The sequence below is a fragment of the Pedobacter sp. AW31-3R genome (genome assembly GCF_052180285.1).
In the GTDB taxonomy this organism is placed as follows: Bacteria; Bacteroidota; Bacteroidia; order Sphingobacteriales; family Sphingobacteriaceae; genus Pedobacter.
In genome coordinates this window covers 3,225,785-3,249,404 of sequence record NZ_CP197475.1, presented here as the reverse complement: position 1 = coordinate 3,249,404, position 23,620 = coordinate 3,225,785, and the positions used below count along the sequence as shown (strand labels likewise).

Here is a 23,620-nt window from a genome sequence, read left to right as displayed (position 1 = left end):
ATATCTTTGTACAGTTTGGGTTTATAATTGGTTGTTGTTATTGCTTAATGATATCGGTAAAATCCAAATAGTAAGTCAGGGTGTTCGCAGCACTCTGGCTTATGCTTTTATGGATTCACCATTTTTGTGGAAGGTAGGTTTATTCCATAACGACGATTCTCCTTTCATTGATTTTAAAGTGTATAAGTCCGGTTAATTCCAGTGTATGCAATACAGCCGACAGGTCTTTGGATCTTGGTATCACCCCAACGAACTGTTCTTTAGTGATATTGCCGCGGTATTCGATATCGACATCATACCACCTCGCAATTTTATTCATCACGGTGCGGATATCTTCATGATAGAAAGTGAAATTCCCGTTTTTCCATCCAATGACTTGTGCGGTATCTACCACAATTACTTTTATTCCCTGCATCACTATCGCCTGCTCACCGGGTACAATTAATTTACCTGATTGACCATCAGATATATGCACGGAGCCCTCCAGCAAGGTGGTTTGTACCGCAGGTTCATCCGCATAGGCCATCACATTGAAATGGGTACCAAGAACAGTTACCTGTGTGTGGTTCACATTGACCACAAAAGGCATTGATTTATTTTTTGCGACTTCAAAGTAAGCTTCACCAATGAGCTCCACGAGACGTTTCTTCCCGGTAAATGCGGAAGGATACTTTAATACCGTTCCGGCATTTAACCAGACCTTTGTACCGTCTGGCAGGGTAACTTTATATTTGCCTCCCCTTGGCGTACTGAGTACGTTCATTGCAGGGGAAGATGAAGACTGTGGGTTTGCCTGACCATAGATGAGCTCCCCGTCACTCACCTGATCAATGCCCAGTTGAGGATTCCCGGCCAATGCTGCATTGCTGGATCTGCTCAGTATCATTTTCTCCCCATTTCCTGTGGTTAAGGTGGCCTTGTCACTCCCCGGAATAATCTGCACGATGGGATGGTTATCTTTTACCAGGGAGGAAGAATTGGCCGCAGGTTGCAGGAAATAAAAAGCGATGCTGCACATGAACAATAGGGCTACGGCAACACCAGCATATCTCCACAGGGGATAAACTTGCTCCTGCTCTGCGGTTGGGGTATGGTCTGACAAGAGGTAAACACCTTCATGCTGATCGATCTCTGCCTGTATACGGTCCATAAGTTCCGGGTGTGGAATGGAATTATTCTCGGGAAGCTGTTCAAAATGGGAAGCATATTTTTCCAGTACTTCTTCCGCCCTGTCTTCCGGCAGCTGATGCAGCCAATCAATAAACTCCTGATGTTCCTTTTCCGTCAGAACATTGGCCGTAAATTTTGAAAGAAGAATATTTAGTGCTTTCTCATCCATATACCAGAGGGACGTATGGCAAAAGAAAAAAGCCCCACCGGAGTAATCATATTTTTTAAAATTTCCACAATATACTGATAATCAGCTATAAAATGTTTTTTATTTTTTATCCGGTTCCCTCCTAAGCTTCGGTTGCGACTGGCATCAGCCGATATTATCGACTTTATGGAGATATTCCCGAACAAAGTGAAGTCCGCTGTAAAGCTGTTTTTTAACTACTGATTTAGAGATACTCAGCTGCTCGGCAATCTCGTCGAGAGAAAGCTCATCATGCGTACGCAATTCCACAATACGTTTTCTTTTTTCCGGTAATTTATCGATCGCATCTTTTGTATGCTTCCTGAACTCTTTGCAAATGAGGGTGCTGTCGGATTTTTCTGAGTCCTCCGCTTCTGGAAGTTTTACCTTTTCAATGGTCCTGGACTCCAGTTGCTGTTTGCGGATCTGGTCGAGCAGTAAATTCTGGGCACACCTGAAAATATAAGATTTAAAAAACTGCACTTTATAAAGATGGTACCTGTTCAGCCATACTTTCACAAAAAGATCCTGAACCACCTCCTCAGTGACCTCTTTGGATTTACACATCAGGTGGACATAATTGTATACATTGGACATATGTCTCCTGTAAAGCTCATTGAAAGCTTCACGATCGTCATTCCCCATATTCATCAGTAATTGCCGTTCATCCAATTGACTGCTCATACAATTTAGTTAAATGATAAAGCCGCAATAAAAACAACGCTTAAATTGTATAGCCTGGAAAGGCATGGTTAATTTATGACTGATCAGTATTCATCAACAGGAGTGTATGAATCAGGACAGTATCCGTTAAAGATTTTATAAATGGCTGGTCTAATGTAGCAACAGATTTTTTATAAAAAAAATAATTCGTAAGGATTTAACGTCAGAAGTACGTTTATTGGTGGGTTATTGGGAGTTTTGGGAATGAAAAAGCCCCGTATTCTTCCCTCCCAGGGGGAAAATACGGGGCCTTCAATGGGTATGTCTTTGTACCGGTATTTATTTTACTGGAACAAGTACCGACTGGTTTTCCCAGGCCAGAATAAATCCTTTAGGGGTAACTTCGTATTTCAGGCGTTCTTCCAATGCCGCAGTTTTAGACGGTTTTACAAGAATACTGACCACATCTTTCTCCGGAACACGGGTGGATTCGCCACCATGGGTACTTCCCCACTGTCCGGTCTGTGAATTGAAAATCACTTTCCATGTTTTCTCTCCAGGAATTACATAAATGCTGTAAGATCCTGCTTCCAGTGGAGTTTTGCCTATCATGACTTTTTTGTCGGTCGTAAATACGGTTGCTTCATTGGCTCCGGCTCTCCACACTTTATCAAACGGGACAAGTTCCCCATAAATTTTACGCCCTTTTACTGCCGGACTACTGTAGCTGATGCTGATATTTGCACCATTGATGGTCCCTTTTGCTGTTGCTGCAGGACTTGCCTTAGGTGCCTGTGCCCACATTACTGTAGAAGTTAGCAGCAATACCATGGTCAGCATGCCCGCCTTTAATTTTTTACTGTTCATATTTCGTTTTTTATAATTAAATTAAAGCTATGCATTTTATCATACGCCACAAAAGAACAATTCATAAATATGTCCCTCAAATAGTTTGTATCACTTCTTTTACAAGTCTGCAATTTTCTATTTTTGACAGAAAAAAAAATCTACCTCATGAAACCCTCATCAGCCTACCGCTTACAAACAGCGATGAATAGGCACATGATCGCTTCATCACCTTTAAAAAGAAAATATTCAATGATGAAAAATATATACAACTCCTGTTTCCTATTCCTCCTCATGGCAGTGCTGGTCATTTCCAGTCCTGTCCATGCCCAGGTCAGCCAGCCCCTTGTTGAAGGCGGCAAAATATCAGGGACGGCCCACCAGGGGATTGCCATCTTCAAGGGAATCCCATTTGCTGCACCACCGGTTGCAGCACTCCGCTGGAAAGCTCCACAGCCAGTGAAGCCCTGGAATGGAATTCGCCATTGTGAACAGTTCGGACCCAGTCCGGTACAATCGGAACCCCTGCCCTTTAGTATGTGGAGTGCAGAGTTCCTGATTCCCAAAACACCCATCAGCGAAGATTGCCTTTACCTGAATGTATGGACAGCGGCAAAAAAAGCCACTGAAAAAAGACCGGTACTGGTATGGATTTATGGCGGCGGATTTGTAAGTGGCGGCAGTGGAGTACCCATTTACGACGGAGAAGCCATGGCCGGGAAAGGCGTGGTTGTGGTCAGCATCAATTACCGTGTTGGTCCATTCGGATTTTTCGTGCATCCGGAATTGAGTAAAGAGTCGCCCTATAAAAGTTCCGGTAATTATGGCCTGATGGACCAGATTGCCGCACTGAAATGGGTTAAAAATAACATAGCGGCATTTGGTGGTGACCCTGAACAGGTGACCATTGCCGGGCAGTCGGCCGGCTCCATGAGTGTCAGTTACCTTGTGGCTTCTCCGCTGGCTTCCGGCTTATTCGGCAAGGCCATTGCAGAAAGTGGTGCCGGATTTTCAAGGGGAATGCTGACCTTGCAGCAGGCAGAAAAAGAAGGCGCTAAAATCGTACAGTCCATGGGCATCAGCTCTCTTCAGGAGCTGCGGAATCTGCCTGCCGAAGAGCTCCTGCAAAAAGCACAGGACTTACGCGGCCCCATCATTGACGGATATGTGCTGCCTGATCAACTGAAAAATATCTTCGCTTCCCATCGACAAAATCCTGTTAGCCTGTTAACGGGCTGGAACGAGGAAGAAGGCTTGTTGATGGGATCCCTAAAAAATGCTGCTGAATATAAAAAACAGCTGGAAGCCCAATATGGCGCGATGGCTGAGCAGTTGTTAACGTATTATCCGGCATCTTCCGAGCAGGAAGCCACAAAGTCCCAGCTTGACCTTGCCAGAGACCTGATGTTTGGCCTTCCGAATTATACCTGGGCGAATATAGCGGCTGATGCCAGGATAAAAGGACAAAACAGCGGCCAGGTATACCTATACCGCTTCGCCAGAAAAGTTCCCGGAGAAGGCGAATATGCAAAATACGGGGCTTTCCATACCGGCGAAGTTCCCTATGTTTTTGACAACCTCAAATTTGTAAACCGTCCCTGGAAAAAAGAAGATCAGCAACTTGCCGGACTGATGTCTGCTTACTGGATAAATTTTGTAAAATATGGCCATCCCAATGGAAAAAACCTGCCTGACTGGCCGGCATATGACCCTGCACAAAAGAAATTGATGTGGTTTGACACCAGTTCTTCCGCCAGGGCTGTACCCGACCAGCTACAGCTGGACCTGCTGTATTCCATTACAGGCCAATAAATAATTGGATGATATGACCTGAGTACATTTATACCGGATATTTACAGTACATCAGCTATAGGTTTGATTTCAAACAGGATAGCAATTGACGGTAACAATCTTCCAAAATAAAACTTGGTAATGAACAATATCTTTATCATTTTTAACTCAGAAAAAACCTGAAAGACATGTACCGCAGCATTGATGATTTCCTGAAAGACTGGAAAGTTGAAGAAGAACTTACCTTAAAGATTTTTAAAGTAATTACAGATGACGTCAAAGACAAACAAATTCATGAATATGTCCGTACGTTAGACCGGTTGGCCTGGCACCTGACGCAAACCATTACGGAAATGGGCAAAGCTGCCGGGATCTTACCGGAAGATTTAACGGAAAATTCTGCTATTCCCGCTACCATGGCTGAAATCTGTGAAGTTTACACCTCCAATTCTGACCTCCTGTGTAATGCCCTGCAGTTAAAATGGATGGATTCAGCCTTGGCTGATCTGGTGCCTATGTATGGAGAGGAATGGATGAAAGGTAAAATTTTACATGTGATCTTAACCCATCAGACCCACCACAGGGGACAAATGACAGTGATCATGAGGTTACTTGGCCTGCCTGTTCCGGGTCTTTATGGCCCTTCAAGAGAAGAATGGATAGAAATGGGCTTGCCGGCAATGGAATAATCCTTAAATTCGCAGCATGGGTAACGGGGGCACTGCGGATTCAATTTTCGACAAAATCTTATCTTTTATAGACTATACCAATCAGAATATTTTTCTTACCGGAAAAGCTGGCACAGGTAAAACAACGCTGCTTAAACGGATCAAGGAGGAATGTTCAAAAAAATTAGTGGTGGTCGCCCCTACCGGTGTGGCCGCCATGAATGCAAAAGGCACCACCATCAATTCCTTTTTCCAGTTGCCTACGGGCTCCTTTTTTCCGGGAGATATCAGCCTGGAAAACCTGCAGTCGGGAATCATGTCGATACAGTCGATGGTATCGGAACTGAGTTATAACCGGGAAAAAATCAACCTCATGCAGGAACTGGAGCTGCTCATTATTGATGAGGTTTCCATGGTACGTTGTGATTTAATGGATGTGATTGATGCGGTCCTTCGTTCGGTCAGGAAAAACACCCTGCCTTTCGGTGGTGTACAATTGCTGCTGATAGGCGATTTATACCAGCTCCCACCGGTAACCAAAAGAGAGGACTGGGCTTTTTTAAGCAGAGCCTATCTTTCACCTTATTTCTTTGATGGGCATGTGATCCGCAATAATCCCTTATTGCAGATTGAGCTGACCAGGGTTTTCCGTCAGACAGAACCTGAATTTATCAATATCCTGAATTCCATACGCAATAACCAGATCAGTACACATGACCTGAGCGTGCTGAACAAGCGGTACGAACCGGAATATATTCCTGCTGAGGGACTAAATCCAATTGTGATCACTTCGCACAATGCGGAAGCCAATGCCATCAACCAGGCCAAACTGGATGAGCTGCCGGGCACAGCATTTACATTTGACGGAGAAATCAGCGGGGAATTCAGGGATACCGGCATTCAGGCCGAACAAAGCCTGAAGTTAAAGGAAGGTGCACAGGTGATGTTCATCAAGAATGACAGCGGTGATGACCGTAAATTCTACAATGGCAAGATTGGTAAAGTGAAGTCGGTGAAAGACAACGAAATTTACATTTCTTTTCCAGAGGAGGAAGACCTGCTGCTGGAAAAAATGTCCTGGCAGTCGTTTGAGTATAAAACAGATCCGGAAGAAGCTATTGTACAACAGCAGGTGGGTGAATTTTCTCAATACCCCATCAAGCTTGCCTGGGCAGTTACCATCCATAAAAGTCAGGGTTTGACCTTTGACCATGCAATTATTGATGCAGGGAAGTCTTTTATCGCGGGACAGGTGTACGTAGCCCTCAGCCGCGTCAGGACACTGAATGGTCTTGTTTTAAGGTCGAAGATCAGTACAGAAAGCTTAAGGTCGAACACAGAAGTGATCAACTATATGCGCCCGGTAAAAGAAGAAGAACTGGGACAACTCCTGATAAAGGAACAGGAACGTTACATGCTGCAGCAAGTGCTGGGTCATTTTTCTTTCCACCGCTTGCTGACCGGGCTCGACCAGATCATTTCCTACCCTGAAGTTATTAAAGCGAATAACCCTGAATTTAAGACCCTTATGGTTCAGCTCAATAAAGCGATTACTGACCTGATGGCCCTGGCTGAACGCTTTCAGACCCAGGTAAGAAACATCCATAAAACAAATGGCTTCAGTGACCAGCAGGTGATACAAACCCGGATCGAATCTGCTGCGGCCTATTTCACGAAGGAAATCACTATGTCAGTACTGAATACAGTGAACAAGAACATCAGGATCAAACCCAAAAATAAAGTACAACAGCAGATACAGCATTTGTTCCAGAAATACAGGCAGGTAATTGAAAACAGGCTTTCGCTCCTGCAGTTTGCGGCATCCTTACTGAAGGATCCTATTCAGCCGGCCGACTATACCACCTGGATAATTAAAAACAAGGCACAAATCAGGCTGAAGCCGGATTCCCAAACTGGAAGCCAGCAATCCGTGAACCTGCAGTTGTTTTAATCTTCCTTAAAAATCAGCACTTCAATTTTACCATCTTCGGTCACTGTACCCCGGTACATCCCTTCTGTATTGAAGGGCATGGCGGCATGTCCTTTCGCATCCAGTGCAATCAGTCCACCGTCACCGCCCATGGCACCAACTTTCTCCAATGCGGCCCTGGCAGCGGCATTTACATCCATATTTTTGTATTCCATCATGGCAGAAATATCATATGCCACCACGTTTCTGATATAAAATTCTCCCCATCCGGTACAGGAGATTCCAGCGGTAGCATTGTTGGCATAGGTTCCTGCCCCGATAATCGGGGAATCACCCACCCTGCCATATTTTTTATTGGTCATCCCTCCAGTCGAGGTTCCGGCAGCCAGGTTTCCCGCCCGGTCCAGCGCAACCGCACCCACTGTGCCAAATTTATGATCATAGTTGACGGTCCCCATTTTCATGGTTTTCTTGCTCCCATGGTCCAGGACCGCTTTAGTGGTGTCTTCCTTTAAAGCACGCTGCAGTCCTTCCCATCTTTCTTTCGTGTAAAAGTATTTCGGGCTGACCAGGGTTAAACCGGCTTGTCTGGCGAATGCTTCAGCTCCCGACCCCACCATCATGACATGCTCAGATTTCTCCATGACTGCGCGTGCGGCAGAAATCGGATTTTTGATAGTGGTTACCCCCGCAACAGCGCCGGCCATCAGGGTGCTGCCATCCATGATCGCGGCATCCATTTCATTTTTCCCATCATGGGTGAATACCGCTCCCTTACCTGCATTGAACAAGGGATTGTCTTCCAGGGTGTGGATGGTTGCTTCTACCGCATCCAGACTGGATTTACCGGCTTTTATTTCCTTATATCCCGTTTGTAAAGCTAAAATCAAGGCATCTCGGTAGGCTTTTTCCTTCTCCGGACTCATATTTTTCTTCATCAGCGTTCCCGCACCCCCATGGATGACCATGACATATTTAGTGTCCGGATGCTGTGCAAAAGAAGCAACAGTGCTGAAACATAAAAGAAGGGCTGTGGTAATTTTCAGGTGGCTGAACATATAGATAAGGTTTGTGTTGCGGTTTAATCCCACTAAGCTATGATATATTTCTAAAGACTGTACCTGCAAATAATTAAAGAGCTGAATATGCTGTTTTTCCATAGAATTCAATTAACTTCAAATTGCCTTTTTCTGATTTCATCTGCTTCCCCAATTTTTTTGCTGTATTCTCCCGGAAACAATTGCACCAAAACCCAAATATGAACCATGATATCAAATCTCAGCTGACATGAACTTTAAAACACCTTACGTATTCCTACTCCCGGCAATATGGTTGTGCTCCTGCAAGCCTGTGCCTCCTTCCACCGAAAAACCGGGCATTCCAATTCAGGGCACCTGGAAATTATTGTCTTCCAGCACCGTTGAAAACGGCAAAACCACCCTGACGGATTTCACGAAAGACCAGCGCATGATTAAAATTATCAATGCCACACATTTCAGTTTTCTCCGTCATGATGTAAAAGTAAATAAGGAGGGCAAGAATAACTTTGATGCAGGCGGAGGAAGGTATACCCTCAGGGGAGAAGACTATACGGAACACCTTGACTATTATGGGGATCCCAACTGGGAAGGCAAGACCTTTCATTTCAAGCTGAAGATCCATCAAGATACCCTGATCCAGACCGGGGTAGAGAAAGTAGAGGAAGCCGGAATAAACCGGACAATTACAGAGAAATACCTGAACATCAAATCAGAATAAACAAAAACCAACAGATCAAAAACTAAAAGTTTATGAACAATTCAATTTATCCATGCCTTACCCTTAAAGGTAAAGCCGCAGAAGCGGCTGATTTTTATATGGACATTTTTGGAGAAGGAAAAATTATTGCCAGCTCCCCTTTTGTGGTACAGATCGAGCTTAGCGGACAGAAATTAATGCTGCTAAATGAAGGACCTGAGTCATTGCCTAATCCAGCGGTTTCATTTATGGTGATGTGCGAAAGCCATGAACAGACCACGCAGTACTGGATGAAATTACTGGAAGGTGGTAAGGTGATGATGCCGCTGGATAGTTATGAATGGAGCAGCAAATATGGCTGGATAGCCGATAAATACGGTGTTTCCTGGCAGCTCTATACGGTTACAGACAATGATTTCAGCCAAAAGTACAATCCGACACTGATGTTTATTGAGGAGAATGCCGGTAAAGCCACTGAAGCCATCGACTTTTATATGAAGGTATTTCCCCAATCTGGTATAGAGGGGATATTAAAGTATGGGGAAGGCGAAGGAGACCGCCCGGACTACATCAAACATGCTCAATTTAAGATCAAGGACTACGTACTGATGGCGATGGACAGTTCGGCTGAATTTGGCTTTAATTTCAACGATGCCTTTTCTTTGGTGGTAGAATGTGATACACAAGCAGAAATTGATGCTTACTGGGACGAGCTGAGTACAGCTGGCGGCAGAGAAATTGCCTGTGGCTGGCTCCAGGATAAATATGGGCTCAGCTGGCAGATTGTCCCGCGGATACTAGGAAAACTAATGAGTGATCCGGAACGTGCAACACGGGTTATACCGGTAATGATGCAGATGAAAAAACTGATAATTTCAGATCTGGAACAGGCTTAACAGATTTCGGGTGTACGGCATAGAGACGATCACCCCTTCATTAAAAAAATCACCCGGCGACAGATGGCCGTCATGACCGCTGCTGCCGGGTGATTCCAAAGCTACAGGAGGTTAAGCATTCGCAGAAACCGACTTCAATGCAGCCAGAATCTGGTCGTTGACATCTCCAAACAGGGAGATCCCTTTTGCCCCATGCTGTAAGGCATATTTCATCCCCTGCTCTATTTCTTTACCAGACTTAAAATCAGGAATATATAAACCTGCATATAAAGGAAATTTACCGTCTAAAAATCCAACACCCTCGGCTACGGCATCCCCGATCCATTCCACCGGTTCTTTATAAAAACCATGGTAGATCATCGGACATACCCCGCTCAGGTTCCATTTCGTCCAATCCTGACGCACATTCCTCCGCGCAACTTCAGGCGTGGGAAAAACAGCTGCAGTGATGTCTTTTTTATGTGTTGCAGCAACTTCCGCCAGTTTGTTGACGATGTTCGTAATGGCATTGTAACGGAACTGTCTCCAGGAAAGGCTGGCCTCCGGGAAAGTGATGGATTTCAAATCCTGTCCCCGGAAAGCTTTGAATTTCTCCTGACAAACCTTGCAGTAACAATAATCATATTCGGGCAATTCTTTGGTTTGCTCAATCTTGTAATTCTCCCAAAGGTTTACCGGTAGAATGACATCACAATACCGCACATAATCCAGGTGTATGCCATCTACATAATCCTTTTTCAGGATTTCATTCACTTCATTTTCGAGGTATTGCTGTACTTCCGGTCTTGAGGGACATAACCAGCGGTAATAGTCTACATAAGGCGGATGGTTGACACAACTTTCTCCCTTACGGTTGACCGCATACCATTCCGGATGGTTTTTCATGATCTCCTCCACTCTCCTGTTCATCGTCCACATCCAGCGGTGCGCTTCCAGTCCCTGACTTTTTGCTGCGCGGAAATGTTTCTCACTGTCTTCTTCAAAAAAAATCCCGCGGACACCGGCATCATAATATTTCCTGTAAAGCAGAACCAGGTCTTTCTCTTTATCCTCATGTTTGGGATTGATCCATACCCAATGTTTAAATTTCTGTTTTTCTTCCGCACTTTCCAGTACCGAGGCCATGCCTGAAACAGGCAGCAGGGCTACAGCAAGACCGCTGATGAGTCCCGATTTTACAAAGTTCCTTCTGTTGTTCATTGGTTTAAAGTTTGGACTAAGCCGTCCTGGTTGATATATACTGTCTGTTGTTGATCTGCTGTTAGCCGGACATCAAACTGGTGTTTACCCGCGTCCATTTCCAGTGTATGTAAGATTTTCTGTATCCTGATCTTTTTGGGAATGCCCAGTTTCCTCAATGAGGAAGCGTAACACCGGTGCTGTTCAAAATAGGCCTTCTGTTTATAGTACACAAGCCAAAGGTATTTTTTCTGCTGTTCTGCAAAGGGCAGTTCAAAGCTACTTTCTGCTTCATCTGCCGCAGCAAACCGGAGGTATCCCCATCTTTCGGGACGGTGCATATCAATCACCCCCTGGGGCGACCATACCCAGTTGTGTTCCGGCAACTGTTTACCCAGGCTATCTTTCCTGCGGACATAGCGGCCATTGCTCAGATCAGTTTCCCATTCCACCCTGGAAAAATTAATCCGCCAGAAATCCCCTTCCTTAGGGATATTGGGATGGTTGCCTACGCTCACCGCTGCATAAGGAATGGCCATCTCCACCGTCCATCCCCGGTCTGTATCCGAAGGATCGTTTAAGGTACCATAGACTTTAACGGCCGAGCGCATACCGGGTGCATCCCAGCTAATGAGCGGAGCGGAATGGTTACGGTAGGGTTTGCTTAAAAACAGATCAAACACATTGTTCAGCGCATTTACCTCTATCTCAAAATATTGGTGGGTATTGTTATCCGGATCGATGAAGACCTCAAAATCATTGTCATTGAATACCACCTGATCATGCTGGTCCAGATAGGCCCAAACATGTGGTTCCTGCATGTCCGCAGCGATATATAAAAAATCCTTATCCCATTGCATTTTAAAACGGGTTTGAAACTTTGGTGCAACTCGCTTCTCCCCTTCAATGTCGGTAAACAAAGTACTCCAGGGGACCTTTGCCCATTCCCCGGTTTCAATGTCTCCATCGATAAACGGTGGTTTTGCCGTATAACCCGCCGTATACTGTAAGGGCTGAACAAACAGGTGTTCCAAACCTTTAAATGGATTTTGGGCATTCAAAGGAGATGATAAAAATAGAAAAGGACACCATCCTGCTATCATCGCGGGCCTTTTGAGGTGTTTTAAAACTTTCAATTGATAAATGAGCTGAATATATAATTAAACCTAACCTTTAATCATTCATAAAATCAGCAACGACTGATTTTTGAGTCCGTAAAATAGCTATTATCACCATAAAAACAGCATTTTTTTGATTAAATGGCACAAAAAACTGTTTAAGCTTGATAATTTGGTAATCCGCTGGTGTTTAAAGCGGCGACAAAACACTTGGTCATGAGGAGCGGGAAACCTACTTAAATCCTAAACAAAACAGCTGGGCCGATTGTAATTAGTACATCTATTATAAAAACATTTACCTATGAACAGTATCAATCAACATCAGGAAGAAGAAAACAGACAGGACCTGAGCAATGAAAGTGCAATAGAAAAAATCAGGGAACTGACAGATATTGCTAAAACCTGCTTCCTGTCAACAAACGCAGGAGCATCTCCCTCTAAAGGTACACGTCCCATGAGTGTACAGCAGGTAGATGAAGCCGGGGCCTTGTGGTTCCTTGTCTCCAATGATAGCTATACCTATAAAGAAATCAGTGCAGATCCCGAAGTGAAACTGTATTTCCAGGGATCCTCGCATTCAGACTTTTTATATCTTACTGGTACGGCTGCTTTATCGGCGGATAAGGAAAAAATCAAAGAACTCTGGGAGCCTGTGATGAAAACATGGTTTACTGAGGGTGAGGATGACCCCCGTATCGCGTTAATTAAAGTTTCTCCGGCAGATGGGTATTACTGGGATAATAAACATGGAAATATGGTAGCCGGCGTGAAAATGGTCATTGGTGCCGTTCTTGGCAAAACCCTTGACGATTCTATTGAAGGAGACCTGAAAGTCTGAACATCCCCTATTTCAGCAAAAGACGGATGGAAGTTCAGCAACAGGTAGGAATAAGATAAAAAAGAACAAAAACCTGCAGGCAATCACCAGAATAGGATTGCCTGCAGGTTTTACGCGCTCAGCGGGAGCTGATAGCCAGTAGGTTCTTTACAATGAAATGGTCCGTTCCCCCCTGATGTCATCAGAAGAACTGCCTGCCATAATGGTAAAACTGCCGGGAGCAGTTAACCAGCCCTTTTTCCCTTCATCATAATATTTGAATGCATCCGAATCCAGCAAGACCTCTATTTGCTGTTCTTCACCAGCTTTAAGAAATACCTTTTTGAAGCCTTTGAGTTCTTTTTCGGCTTTCCTGATTTTCGACTGGTTTTGTTTGACATAGACCTGTACGACTTCAGCACCATCCCTTGTTCCGCTATTTTTCACATTGGCTTTCAGTATCACGCCTTTGGCAGCCGGTTGAACCGACATGCCTGAATAGGCAAAAGTGGTATAAGATAACCCATGTCCGAAGGCGAACTGGGGTTTTACCTTATAGGTATCAAAATAACGGTAGCCAACGAAAATATCTTCTTTATAATGGACGACTCCGTTCAGTCCAGGGAATTCCCCAAATTTATGGGCAGGGCTGTCCTCCAGTTTTTTCGGGAAGGTAAGGGGCAGTTTGCCTGAGGGATTCACCTGTCCGTAAATAATCTTCGCCAGTGCATTTCCGCCCTCCATACCGGGATACCACCCCTCAATGACTGCAGGTGCTTCATCAATCCAGGCAGACATATCCAGGGGTCCCCCTCCCATCAAAACAATTACCGTTTTGGGATTCGCTTTCAGCACGGCCCTGATCAGCTCATTTTGTCCAAATGGCATATCCATATCTGGTTTATCCACCCCTTCGGCATCATAAGCATTGTTGTCCCATTTACTATAGTCATATCCATGGGTCCAGCCACAAAAAATAATGGCCGCATCGGCCTTAGCTGCCGCTGCCACAGCTTCTGCGATCATGGTCTGGTCGGCCTGCTGGTCTTTTGCGATTTTGTATCCCCTGGCATATCGTATTTCAGTTTCTTTACCGGCATAATTTTTCAGTCCCTGGAGTGGGGTGATCTCATATTTAGCCTTTACCTGTGAGCTTCCGCCCCCCATTGCATTCTCCCGGGTAGCATTTTCGCCGATGACGGCCAGTGACCTGATACCGGAAACAGAAAGGGGCAACAGGCCCGACTGATTTTTTAACAGGACAATACCTTCTTCTGCCACCTGCAAGGCGGTCTGCTGATGGCTTTCCGTATGGTAACTCCCTTTTTTCCTTTTTCCATCGATCATGTGCGTCGCAAACATCACCCTCAGGATCCGTCTTACCTTTTCATCAATCACAGCCACCCCTATTTCTTTATCCAGGATCATTTTCTTCGCGGGATCAGCCATAAAAAACTGGCTGTAATAATCTGTCTTTGCAGGCCCTCCACTGGCAGCCGTCTGTGATACCGTATTGTACATCAACATCAGATCTGTACCCATTTCCAGGTCTGTTCCGTACAGTAAAGCTTCTTTGGTATCATGCACAGATCCCCAGTCGCTCATCACTAGTCCCCTGAAGCCCCATTCCCCTTTCAGGATATCGTTGATCAGGTATTTGTGGTGTGTAGCATACTGCCCCCTGAACTTGTTATAAGAACCCATAACGGCATTTACCCGGGCCTCCTGTACCGCAGCTTTAAAGCCCGGAAGATATAATTCCCGGAGTGCACGTTCAGACATCATCACGTTTACCGTACCACGGTCAGCTTCCTCATTATTTGCTGCATAGTGTTTGACACAGGCAGAGACCCCCTGGTCCTGTACCCCTTTGATATAACCTACCACCATTTTTGAAATCAGGAAAGGGTCTTCACTCAGGTACTCGAAGTTCCTTCCATTGAGCGGACTTCTGATGATGTTGATTCCGGGACCAAGGATAATGTCTTTGCCACGGTAACTGGCTTCACTACCCAGCACCGCACCATAGCGATATCCCAGCTGAGGATTCCAGGAGGCAGCAAGGGTATTTCCTGTCGGAAGGTACGTTCCGGCATCTTCCACTCCTTCATCCAGTACCCAATCCCGCCCATGTTCTGGCCTTACCCCATGCGGTCCGTCGGAGGTAACGATTTCGGGAATCCCCAGCCGTTTTATTCCGGCTGAAGTAAAGGAAGAGTTGGCATGTAAGAGGCTAAGCTTTTCATCGAGCGTCATCTGTCGGATCAGCGTGGTGATTTTGTTTTCTGTGGTCTTGTTGAATAAGGATTGCGCCTGCAGCTTTACTGCACCTGCAAGCATCAGCAGAGAACAGAGAAGAATATTTGGTTTCATTGATAAGGGTTTGAATATTTGGTTACATTTTTTTAATAGTCAGATAGCACCTTTGAGGATGAACATGCTGATATTCCCATGAATGTCAACCCCTATGGATATCTTTCGTAAAATTACAGCGGGAATGGATTCGGCGGGGTACTGTTTTGTTAACAGTTGGGTCCCTGAATGTAAACTCAGGATTCCGGTGCAGGCCATGCCACGCTCCTGTTAAATGGAAGGCAAAAAAAAGGTGGCCCATAAATGAACCACCTTTAGCATTGTATTTTCAGCAAATATGGCGCAGGTATTCCTGCTGCGGTCTGAGCAGTATTATTATTTGATATATACAAAAGAAACACTATCCTTTACGGCAAGGCCACTTACAGCCTGACTGTTGTAGATAAGGGTATACTTCCCTGGCTTATTGATGTTATACCCTTTCAGGACATCCATGTTTACCGAAATACTGTCTTTGGCATTGACCGTGGTGTAACTGCTCGCCGGAGGTGGCATTATTCTTTTGGCCATAGCGCCTTTGTAATCTGCTTCCAGCCCATTTTCGTCTTTCACATCGAGGTACTTGCTTAGCAATGGTTCAAAAGGAGTATGCCATTTGCAAAATTTCATTGCCGTATCTGCGTTATTGTACACTGTGAATTTTAGTTCTACAGGATCACCCATTTTGATGGTGTCTTTCACATACAGGGTAGCATACAGACCTTTCGTCTCCTGGATTTCAGGGCTTTCAACAATGGCTGTATCTGTTTTGGTACTATCGTTCTCCGTATGGCGTGTATTCTGGCTACAGGAAGAAAAAGCCAATAGCGCAACAGGCAGTATTAATTTTAAGTTTTTCATAGGGTAAAAGTATTCTTTTTTTATTTATTTGGGATGGTCAAAATGTTAACGTTGCTTATATTTCAGCTCCAGGATACATCCACGGTAAGATATATCCCTGGGTTTTTCTTTCGAAGGGCCGGAGCTTACCGCTGAACTGTCAACCGCCAGATAAATACGCAGCCCATCGGCTGATACGGCGACATCACGGTAGCGGACATTCCCCTTTACATATTCATGAAGGGTATCATCAGCAATATTCCCATCCTTGTCAAGTTTTAACCGCAATAACCGCTGTCCTTTGAGGGTGGGGATCAGCAAGGAATTATTCCATCCCGGTATGGCATCCGACTGGTAAAAGGTTAAGCCGGATGGTGCAAAGGATTGCCAATGGACTTCTTTTTTATTCCTGATATTTTCGTACAGGGCAGACAGTATGGAATTGCTGGTGGGATAAAAGCTTTTGATAGGATTCCTGTAGCTTTTCCCAATTGCCGCCGCATGTTGTTTCTCATTTTTTATCAAAGGATAACTGCTATGCCAGATGCCTGGGTATTCCTGTTTATCCGATACCGAAGCCGCTAGTCCGTCATAGTTTCCATCGTCGTAGCCCATCACCAGGGGATGACCATAATTGCCTCCTGCATCTATCCTGTTGATTTCATCGTCAGAATAGGCACCATGTTCTGTCGCGTACAGGATGGCCTTCCCCTGAATAGTGCCATAGGCCAGTCCCTGCGGATTCCGATGTCCTGTACTCCAGACTGCACTCTGCCCCTCCCCATTAAAAGGATTGTCATCAGGAATATGCCGGTCACCTTCATTTCGATCCGCATCAGGCTCCAGATTGAACCTCAGTATCTTTCCTTCATAACTTGAAGCCTGCTGGGCTTTATTGGTTCTTCCCCCGTTCATGTACTGCCCTGCGCCCATATCCCCAACACTGTAAAACAAGTAAGGCTTACCATTGACCGGGGCAATCACCAATCTTCCCCCATTATGGTCGTTACTGCCGGGAATGGTATCACAAAGGACCATTGCATCCCTTAATTTCCCTTCTTCAGGCTGGTAGGTAAACCTGACAATTCGGGTGGAAAAATGATACCCATCGCCCTCTTTTCCATCCCCGGGCAATGATGCGCCATGAAAGCGATACACATATGCGGCATATACATAAGGCTTGTCCTTCAATAAATCCGGATGAAGGGCGAGCCCCATCAGTCCGCCCTGTGGCCATGGTTTTCCTCCATCCTGCTGGTCAGGGATTTTATCGTAACGCGGAAATTCACGCAGACCACTCAGATCGGCAAGTACCTGCCGTTTATTGTTCCTGGGATTGATGCGAAGGATACGGTATCCTTTTGCCTCCGTGATCCACAGAAAACCATCAGGACCATAGGTGACCTCCCAGGGATCACTGAGTTTATCGGCCACAATACGGATATCAAAATTATCGTCATCAATCGCAACTGCATTACGGCTGGAAAGGGAAAGTGTAAACAGCAGAATAACAGAAAGGTATACAGGGATATATTTTTTCATCATAAGTGTGTAGGCCGGATTATAACATTAAGTCAGATGATATCATTTGGTCATTAATTTTCTGTTTCCTTCCATCTCTCCGCCATCTCTTCTATGCTGCGGGCTGGCGCGGGTCATGACTGACAACACCTGTTCCCGGAAAAATGTTTTTCTTTGGAGAGAAGAATGAATATATTTGGGTAGCTGAAATGCTTAGGGCAATATGCTGAATGATCAGGTTTTACAGGGTTCACACAGATAATCGATTTGTTATGAAAAAATTCCTATTCGCGATGTTGATGACCTGCATGGTCTTGTGCGGATACAGCCAGACTATCCTTCAACCCGATATCAAAAAATTAAAATGGTTATCCGGCAATTGGGTTCGTACCAATAACAAGCAGGGACAAACGGGGATGGAAAGCTGGACTTTCCATGCAGAGGGCTTAAAAGGAAAAGGCTTTACACTGGCAGGGAAAGACACGGTATTCTTGGAACAGCTGTCTATTGCCCTCAGGGGAAAAGACCTTTTCTATGTGGTCAGGGCAGCGGCAGAAGCTGCACCTGTTTATTTCAGGTTCACCAGTATCACCGACAGCAGTTTTGTCTGCGAAAACCCTCAGCATGATTTCCCTAAAAAAATAGCCTACCGGTTACAGCAGGGCAAAATGAAAGCGACCATCTCGGGAGATGGACAGCATATGGATTTTCTATTTCGCAGATAACTTTCGGTAAGCTCCGGGAGAGATATTCTTCCTGCTTTTAAAGAAGTTCGACAGGTGGCTTTCGTCAGTAAACCCAAATTCCCCGGCAATTTCCTTCATGGTCACTGCCCCCGAGAGAATCCGTTTTTCAATCAGCTGCGTTTTATAGGTATTGACATAATCCCTGTAGCTCATCTCAAAATTATTCCTGAAGTAATTGCTGAAGTAGTTCAGGCCAATATTGAAATAAGCAGCAATATTTTTTATCTGGATCAGCTGAGGTTCATATACATGCTGGTGGATATAAGAAATCAACTCTTCCTTGTCGGGCTGCCCGTTGTCTATCCTGACCTTTAGCTTGGCAGCTGCTTCCTTGACCAACCCGAAAACGGACAGCAGCTGATAGTATACCAGTGGCGAAGTGGCGATATCTTTTCTGCAATTGTAGGCGACCAGGTTGGCAATCGTATTCCGGAGAATAGACGTGCAGGGTTCATTCATCACCAGCTTCACTTCCTTGAGCAGTTTGTTGCGCATCATTTCCTCCGGCGAAGTGGTCAGAAAAGCATCCGGAGCAAGGTGGTTCTTCCTGCTGAAATAGCTGTCAGTGAATTTGATGAAGGTAAAATGTGTGGGTTCCCCAATCTCAAAATGATGTTCATCTTCCGGGGAAATCAAAAACAGGTCGCCCTCCTGATAGGGCAGCAAATTGCTGTTGATCCGGTGTATGCCCTTACCCTTTACGATATAGATCATCTCATAATAGGTATGGCTGTGTGCTGGCAAATGAAATACACTTTCTTCGTAATCATGGATCACCAGCGGCTCAAACTGTGTTCTTTTCATAGTGTAAATCTACAATAAAACACAAGAATACTACAAGCCAGTACAAAATCCATTTGCACAGTTTTGTAAAAGACATTTGTTTCAGTAATTGTTGGAAGCGGCAAACAATGCGAAATCGATAACGGTTGATTACATAGCTTAACCGGAGGGATGTCTTTTTACTTATGGCTGAACGAATTTAGGTTCATCAATTTATACCAAAATAAATATCATTTTTAATATATACAGCAATGAAGAACAACATCAGGTACATCATTCCCGTGATCACGGCTATCAGTCTGACGATAGCTTGTACACAGCAGAAAAAGGATAACACCGGCCATGGCATTTTATTCAGGGATGTCACCCTGATCGATGGTAAGGGTGGTCAGCCTGAAGAACATACCGACATCCTGGTCCAGGGCGATAGTATTGCTGAAATCGGACATCAACTGGACAGTACCAACAGGACAGTCATCCATCTTGAGGGCAAGACCATCATGCCTGCACTGATCAGCACCCACGTACACATTGGGACCCTGAAGGGCACCACGACAAAAGCGGAGAATTATACCCGTGAAAATATCCTGTCGCAGACCAAAAAATACGGGGATTATGGCGTAGGAAATATCCTGATCATGGGCACCGACAGACCGATGTTATCGGAAAGCGGATTATTGGATTCTTCCAGAAAGGGGCTGCTACCGGGGGCACGGATGTACTCGGCGGGATATGGTTTTGGTGTAAAAAATGCTGCCCCACCCATAGCTTTTGGCATGGACAATGTTTTTCGCCCGGATAATGCCAGTCAGGTACCTGCTGAAATGGACAGTCTCCTGAAAATAAAACCGGAAATGGTGAAAATGTGGCTGGACGATTTCGGGGGTAAATTCAAAAAGATGGATCCGGCAATTTACAAAGCCATCATTGAGGAAGCACACCAGCGCAAGCTGAGGGTTGCTTCCCATGCCTACTACCTTTCTGATGCCAGGAAACTGGTGGCCTATGGTGTAGATGTGATCGGACACAGTATCCGCGACAGTGTAATCGATGATGTCCTGCTGAAAGAGATGAAAGCCAAGAACGTGGTCTACATCCCTACCCTTTCCCTGGATGAATTTGCCTATATCTATGCCCGCAAACCGGAATGGATCAATGATCCTTTCTTTAAGAATTCCCTCGAACCAGGAGTGTATGAAATGATTACCTCTCCAAAGTACCAGGATGAGCTGAAAAACTCTCCTGCCTATGCCAAAAACATCAGGGCTTTTGACATTGCACTGAAAAACCTCAAAAAATTATTTGATGCCGGTATCCTGATCTCTATGGGTACCGATTCAGGAGCAATGCCCTTGCGTGCCCAGGGATTTAGCGAACACCTTGAACTGGAATTGATGGTTCAGGCAGGACTGACTCCCCTTGAAGCGATTCGCGTGGCGACACAAAATTCAGCTGCCGTACTGAAAATAGACAAAAAATTCGGGACACTGGAAAAAGGAAAAACGGCCGACTTTATCATTCTGAATGCCAATCCTGCAAAGGATATCAAGAATACCCGCAGCATCATTTCAGTATATAAAGATGGCAAAGAGATCAGTAAAGGCCCATTAAATAGAGACAATTAAAATAAAAATAGACTATGGAATACAGACAACTGGGCGCATCAGGACTACATGTACCTGTATTGAGCTTTGGAACAGCAACATTTGGTGGAAGCAATGACTTCTTTAAAGCCTGGGGAAGTACTCAGGCAGATGAAGCCACACGCCTGATAGATATCTGCCTTGAATCGGGCGTAAACTTCTTTGATACGGCTGACATCTACTCGGATGGCATGGCAGAAGAAGTTTTGGGTAAGGCCATTGCGGGCAAACAACGCGACCGGCTGATCCTGTCCACCAAAGCAACATTTACCTTTGGCGAAGGGCAAAACAACCAGGGTTCATCGAGGCTTCACCTGCTGAAACAGGTGGAAGGAAGCTTGAAACGACTGGGAACAGATTATATAGATGTTTACCATATGCATGGATTTGACGGGAATACCCCTGTTGAAGAAACGCTGCGCACACTGGACGATCTGATCCAGAGTGGTAAAGTAAGGTATATCGCCGCTTCAAATTTTTCAGGATGGCACCTGATGAAATCACTTTCTGTTTCGGAAAGAAATTCCTGGAACAAATACATCGCACACCAGGTGTATTATTCCCTGGCCAACAGGGAATATGAATGGGAACTGATGCCCCTGGCATTGGACCAGAAGGTGGGCGCCATTGTATGGTCTCCCCTTTCTGCAGGCAGACTGGGAGGAAAATACCGCCGCAATCAACCCCTGCCAACAGATAGCCGTGTGGCTCAGGGAGGAAGTCCGGTTCCCGAAATGGTGGTTAAAGAAGATATCTTCTATAATACCGTAGATGCCTTATATGAAGTTGCGGAAGAAACCGGAAAGACAGTTGCCCAGGTGGCATTGAACTGGCTCTTGCAACGCCCAACCGTGTCGAGTATCATTATTGGCGCAAGGAATGAAGAACAGCTGAAACAAAACCTGGAAGCCGTAGGCTGGAATTTAACCCTGGAACAGGTGAAGAAATTAGATGCCGCAAGCGAGGTACCTACCATTTATCCCTACTGGCACCAACGCCAGAATACCACGCTGAATCCATTGCCTGATTTTTACTAGACCAGGAACAATATCAACAACAGCAGCAGGTTCATGAAGGCCGGAACCTGCTGCTGCTTTTAATTTGAATGTCATAATTGCCCTTCCATCCTCACCAACTCTTCTGAATATGACATTGAAAGGGCAATGTCAGTTGATAATATCATCCATGGATGCTAATTTTGGATATGAAAATTGAAGAAGAGTTAAAACATCATTTTATGAACCCGCAGCAGCGTGCGTTCACAAATATCATTTTTACCTCCAACTGGATTTTAAACAGGATAGCTGTCGCCTTAAAACCGACAGGTTTATCCCTGCAGCAATTTAATGTGCTCAGTATTCTCCATGGGCAACCCAGGCACACGGCAACCGTTAACCTGATCAAAGACCGCTTAATTGACAGGATGCCCAACGTATCCAGACTGGTGAATAAATTGCTGGAAAAAGGGCTGATAGCGAAAGAACGGAATGCATCAGACCAGCGCGTGGTGTATGTGAAATTAACGCCTGCGGGACTTGAATTAAAAAAACAGGGAAGAATTATTATTGACAACAGAATTATTGAACTGAGTGATGTGGAAGCAGACCTGTTGAATGAGCTGCTGGAGAAAATCAGAAAGTAAAAAAAATTTGACCAATTAACATCCATGGATGTTAATTCTATAAAAAACAGATCATGATGAATAAAGCCATCTTATTAGACAAAAGACCAGTAGGAAAACCGGCACTGACCGATTTCAAATTTATTGAAGAAGAAATGCCCGTACCTGCTGAAGGTGAGTTGCTGCTAAAAACCTTATACGTTTCTGTAGATCCCTACTTAAGGGGAAGAATGCGCGATACGAAATCTTATGTCCCTCCTTTTGAACTGGGTAAACCCATTACCTCCGGTTTGGTAACGGAAGTGATCTCCTCCGGGAATACCGATTTCCAGAAAGGAGACTTCCTGTTTGGATACCTGGACTGGAAGGAATACCAGATTTCAGATGGCAAAGGCCTGATGAAAGTCGACGGAAATGCGGCCAGCCTGAGCACCTATCTGGGCGTGCTGGGCATGACCGGGCTTACCGCTTATCTCGGACTAAAAGAAATAGGTTTACCCAAACCGGGCGAAACGATAGTGGTATCCGGTGCTGCAGGAGCCGTTGGAAACGTTGTAGGGCAAATTGCAAAACTTATGGGACTGAAAGTGCTGGGGCTTGCCGGTACAGATGAAAAAATAGAGACCCTGAAAAATAAGTTCAAATACGATCAGGGGATCAATTACAAGACTACGGAAAACCTGAGTCTGGCCATCAAAGAGGCCTGTCCGGATGGAGTGGATATCTATTTTGATAATGTTGGCGGCGAAGTGTCAGATGCCGTACTGGCCAATATCAAATTCAAATCACGCATTATCATTTGTGGTGCGATTTCACTATACAATGATACTGAACCTGCCCTGGCACCCAGAGTGGAAGGTAAATTGGTGATCAATAGCGCGTCCATGACAGGTTTTATTGTCGGGAATTATGCAGACCAGTTCCCTGAAGGTATACAACAACTGACAGCCTGGTACCAGGAAGGAAAATTAATCAGTTCGGAAACCATTGTTAACGGTTTTGACCAGATTCCACAGGCATTTTTAGATCTTTTTGAAGGTAAAAATGAAGGAAAGATGATCGTGAAAATATAAGGACAGGCCATCACAAAACACCATCAAAAAAATACGCTC

General features: G+C 45.0%; 21 protein-coding genes. 11 read left to right on the top strand and 10 right to left on the bottom strand.

Annotated features, from left to right (window positions below; translation table 11 throughout):
- Nucleotides 1-139: 139 nt before the first annotated feature.
- From ACSBL2_RS13315 to ACSBL2_RS13305, 3 genes are all read right to left on the bottom strand, one after another.
- Nucleotides 140-1,339, bottom strand: a complete 1,200-nt coding sequence (locus tag ACSBL2_RS13315; RefSeq protein ID WP_442592192.1) for a FecR family protein — start codon at nt 1,337-1,339, stop codon at nt 140-142.
- A 144-nt stretch (nt 1,340-1,483) separates the two neighbouring features.
- Entirely contained in the window at nt 1,484-2,041 is a 558-nt protein-coding gene (locus ACSBL2_RS13310) for an RNA polymerase sigma factor (RefSeq protein ID WP_442592191.1), read from the bottom strand.
- A gap of 318 nt (nt 2,042-2,359) precedes the next feature.
- The gene (locus ACSBL2_RS13305) at nt 2,360-2,887 is read right to left on the bottom strand and encodes a DUF2911 domain-containing protein (protein WP_442592190.1); all 528 of its coding nucleotides are present in this window, start codon (nt 2,885-2,887) and stop codon (nt 2,360-2,362) included.
- A gap of 231 nt (nt 2,888-3,118) precedes the next feature.
- Between ACSBL2_RS13305 and ACSBL2_RS13300 the strand changes: the two genes are divergently transcribed.
- The 3 genes from ACSBL2_RS13300 to ACSBL2_RS13290 all read left to right on the top strand — a co-directional run bounded on the left by ACSBL2_RS13300 (nt 3,119) and on the right by ACSBL2_RS13290 (nt 7,276).
- On the top strand, nt 3,119-4,678 hold the full coding sequence (locus ACSBL2_RS13300) for a carboxylesterase/lipase family protein (RefSeq protein WP_442592189.1): 1,560 nt from the start codon (nt 3,119-3,121) through the stop codon (nt 4,676-4,678).
- Nucleotides 4,679-4,845: 167 nt separating this feature from the next.
- Complete coding sequence (locus ACSBL2_RS13295) at nt 4,846-5,346, top strand: DinB family protein (protein WP_442592188.1); 501 nt, start codon at nt 4,846-4,848, stop codon at nt 5,344-5,346.
- 16 nt (nt 5,347-5,362) lie between these two features.
- Nucleotides 5,363-7,276 carry an ATP-dependent DNA helicase gene (locus ACSBL2_RS13290; protein ID WP_442592187.1) on the top strand — a complete coding sequence of 638 codons (1,914 nt, stop codon included), beginning with the start codon at nt 5,363-5,365 and terminating at the stop codon, nt 7,274-7,276.
- On the opposite strand, the gene ACSBL2_RS13285 is transcribed toward ACSBL2_RS13290, so the two are convergent.
- Nucleotides 7,273-8,415, bottom strand: coding sequence for an isoaspartyl peptidase/L-asparaginase family protein (locus ACSBL2_RS13285; RefSeq protein WP_442592186.1), 1,143 nt, complete (start codon nt 8,413-8,415; stop codon nt 7,273-7,275). The two genes, ACSBL2_RS13290 and ACSBL2_RS13285, sit on opposite strands and share 4 nt — an antisense overlap.
- A gap of 127 nt (nt 8,416-8,542) precedes the next feature.
- On the opposite strand from ACSBL2_RS13285, the gene ACSBL2_RS13280 reads away from it, so the two are divergent.
- Nucleotides 8,543-9,013 (top strand): hypothetical protein, encoded by a 471-nt coding sequence (locus ACSBL2_RS13280; RefSeq protein ID WP_442592185.1) that lies wholly within the window; start codon nt 8,543-8,545, stop codon nt 9,011-9,013.
- Nucleotides 9,014-9,045: 32 nt separating this feature from the next.
- Nucleotides 9,046-9,888: a VOC family protein gene (locus ACSBL2_RS13275; RefSeq protein ID WP_442592184.1), complete on the top strand. Its 843-nt coding sequence runs from the start codon at nt 9,046-9,048 to the stop codon at nt 9,886-9,888.
- 111 nt (nt 9,889-9,999) lie between these two features.
- On the opposite strand, the gene ACSBL2_RS13270 is transcribed toward ACSBL2_RS13275, so the two are convergent.
- Nucleotides 10,000-11,088 carry a family 10 glycosylhydrolase gene (locus tag ACSBL2_RS13270; RefSeq protein ID WP_442592183.1) on the bottom strand — a complete coding sequence of 363 codons (1,089 nt, stop codon included), beginning with the start codon at nt 11,086-11,088 and terminating at the stop codon, nt 10,000-10,002.
- Nucleotides 11,085-12,170, bottom strand: a complete 1,086-nt coding sequence (locus ACSBL2_RS13265; protein ID WP_442592182.1) for a carbohydrate-binding family 9-like protein — start codon at nt 12,168-12,170, stop codon at nt 11,085-11,087. The genes ACSBL2_RS13270 and ACSBL2_RS13265 overlap by 4 nt, the downstream gene beginning before the upstream one ends.
- Nucleotides 12,171-12,486: 316 nt before the next feature.
- On the opposite strand from ACSBL2_RS13265, the gene ACSBL2_RS13260 reads away from it, so the two are divergent.
- Nucleotides 12,487-13,023: a pyridoxamine 5'-phosphate oxidase family protein gene (locus ACSBL2_RS13260; RefSeq protein ID WP_442592181.1), complete on the top strand. Its 537-nt coding sequence runs from the start codon at nt 12,487-12,489 to the stop codon at nt 13,021-13,023.
- A 147-nt stretch (nt 13,024-13,170) separates the two neighbouring features.
- Here the strand turns inward: ACSBL2_RS13260 and ACSBL2_RS13255 are convergent, their stop codons facing one another.
- From ACSBL2_RS13255 to ACSBL2_RS13245, 3 genes are all read right to left on the bottom strand, one after another.
- On the bottom strand, nt 13,171-15,375 hold the full coding sequence (locus ACSBL2_RS13255; protein WP_442592180.1) for a glycoside hydrolase family 3 C-terminal domain-containing protein: 2,205 nt from the start codon (nt 15,373-15,375) through the stop codon (nt 13,171-13,173).
- Between the two features lie 315 nt (nt 15,376-15,690).
- Entirely contained in the window at nt 15,691-16,215 is a 525-nt protein-coding gene (locus ACSBL2_RS13250) for a protease (protein ID WP_442592179.1), read from the bottom strand.
- A gap of 45 nt (nt 16,216-16,260) precedes the next feature.
- Nucleotides 16,261-17,739 (bottom strand): PQQ-dependent sugar dehydrogenase, encoded by a 1,479-nt coding sequence (locus tag ACSBL2_RS13245; protein WP_442592178.1) that lies wholly within the window; start codon nt 17,737-17,739, stop codon nt 16,261-16,263.
- A 248-nt stretch (nt 17,740-17,987) separates the two neighbouring features.
- Between ACSBL2_RS13245 and ACSBL2_RS13240 the strand changes: the two genes are divergently transcribed.
- Nucleotides 17,988-18,440 carry a DUF6265 family protein gene (locus tag ACSBL2_RS13240; protein WP_442592177.1) on the top strand — a complete coding sequence of 151 codons (453 nt, stop codon included), beginning with the start codon at nt 17,988-17,990 and terminating at the stop codon, nt 18,438-18,440.
- Here the strand turns inward: ACSBL2_RS13240 and ACSBL2_RS13235 are convergent.
- Complete coding sequence (locus ACSBL2_RS13235; RefSeq protein ID WP_442592176.1) at nt 18,426-19,265, bottom strand: helix-turn-helix domain-containing protein; 840 nt, start codon at nt 19,263-19,265, stop codon at nt 18,426-18,428. The genes ACSBL2_RS13240 and ACSBL2_RS13235 overlap by 15 nt on opposite strands.
- Nucleotides 19,266-19,495: 230 nt before the next feature.
- On the opposite strand from ACSBL2_RS13235, the gene ACSBL2_RS13230 reads away from it, so the two are divergent.
- The 4 genes from ACSBL2_RS13230 (at nt 19,496) to ACSBL2_RS13215 (ending at nt 23,581) form a co-directional block, all read left to right on the top strand.
- Nucleotides 19,496-20,869: an amidohydrolase family protein gene (locus ACSBL2_RS13230; RefSeq protein WP_442592175.1), complete on the top strand. Its 1,374-nt coding sequence runs from the start codon at nt 19,496-19,498 to the stop codon at nt 20,867-20,869.
- 14 nt (nt 20,870-20,883) lie between these two features.
- A complete protein-coding gene (locus ACSBL2_RS13225) occupies nt 20,884-21,924 on the top strand; it encodes an aldo/keto reductase (RefSeq protein WP_442592174.1) in 1,041 nt (346 codons plus the stop codon).
- Nucleotides 21,925-22,091: 167 nt separating this feature from the next.
- Nucleotides 22,092-22,529, top strand: a complete 438-nt coding sequence (locus tag ACSBL2_RS13220) for a MarR family winged helix-turn-helix transcriptional regulator (protein ID WP_442592173.1) — start codon at nt 22,092-22,094, stop codon at nt 22,527-22,529.
- Between the two features lie 53 nt (nt 22,530-22,582).
- The gene (locus tag ACSBL2_RS13215; RefSeq protein ID WP_442592172.1) at nt 22,583-23,581 is read left to right on the top strand and encodes an NADP-dependent oxidoreductase; all 999 of its coding nucleotides are present in this window, start codon (nt 22,583-22,585) and stop codon (nt 23,579-23,581) included.
- Nucleotides 23,582-23,620: the final 39 nt, after the last annotated feature.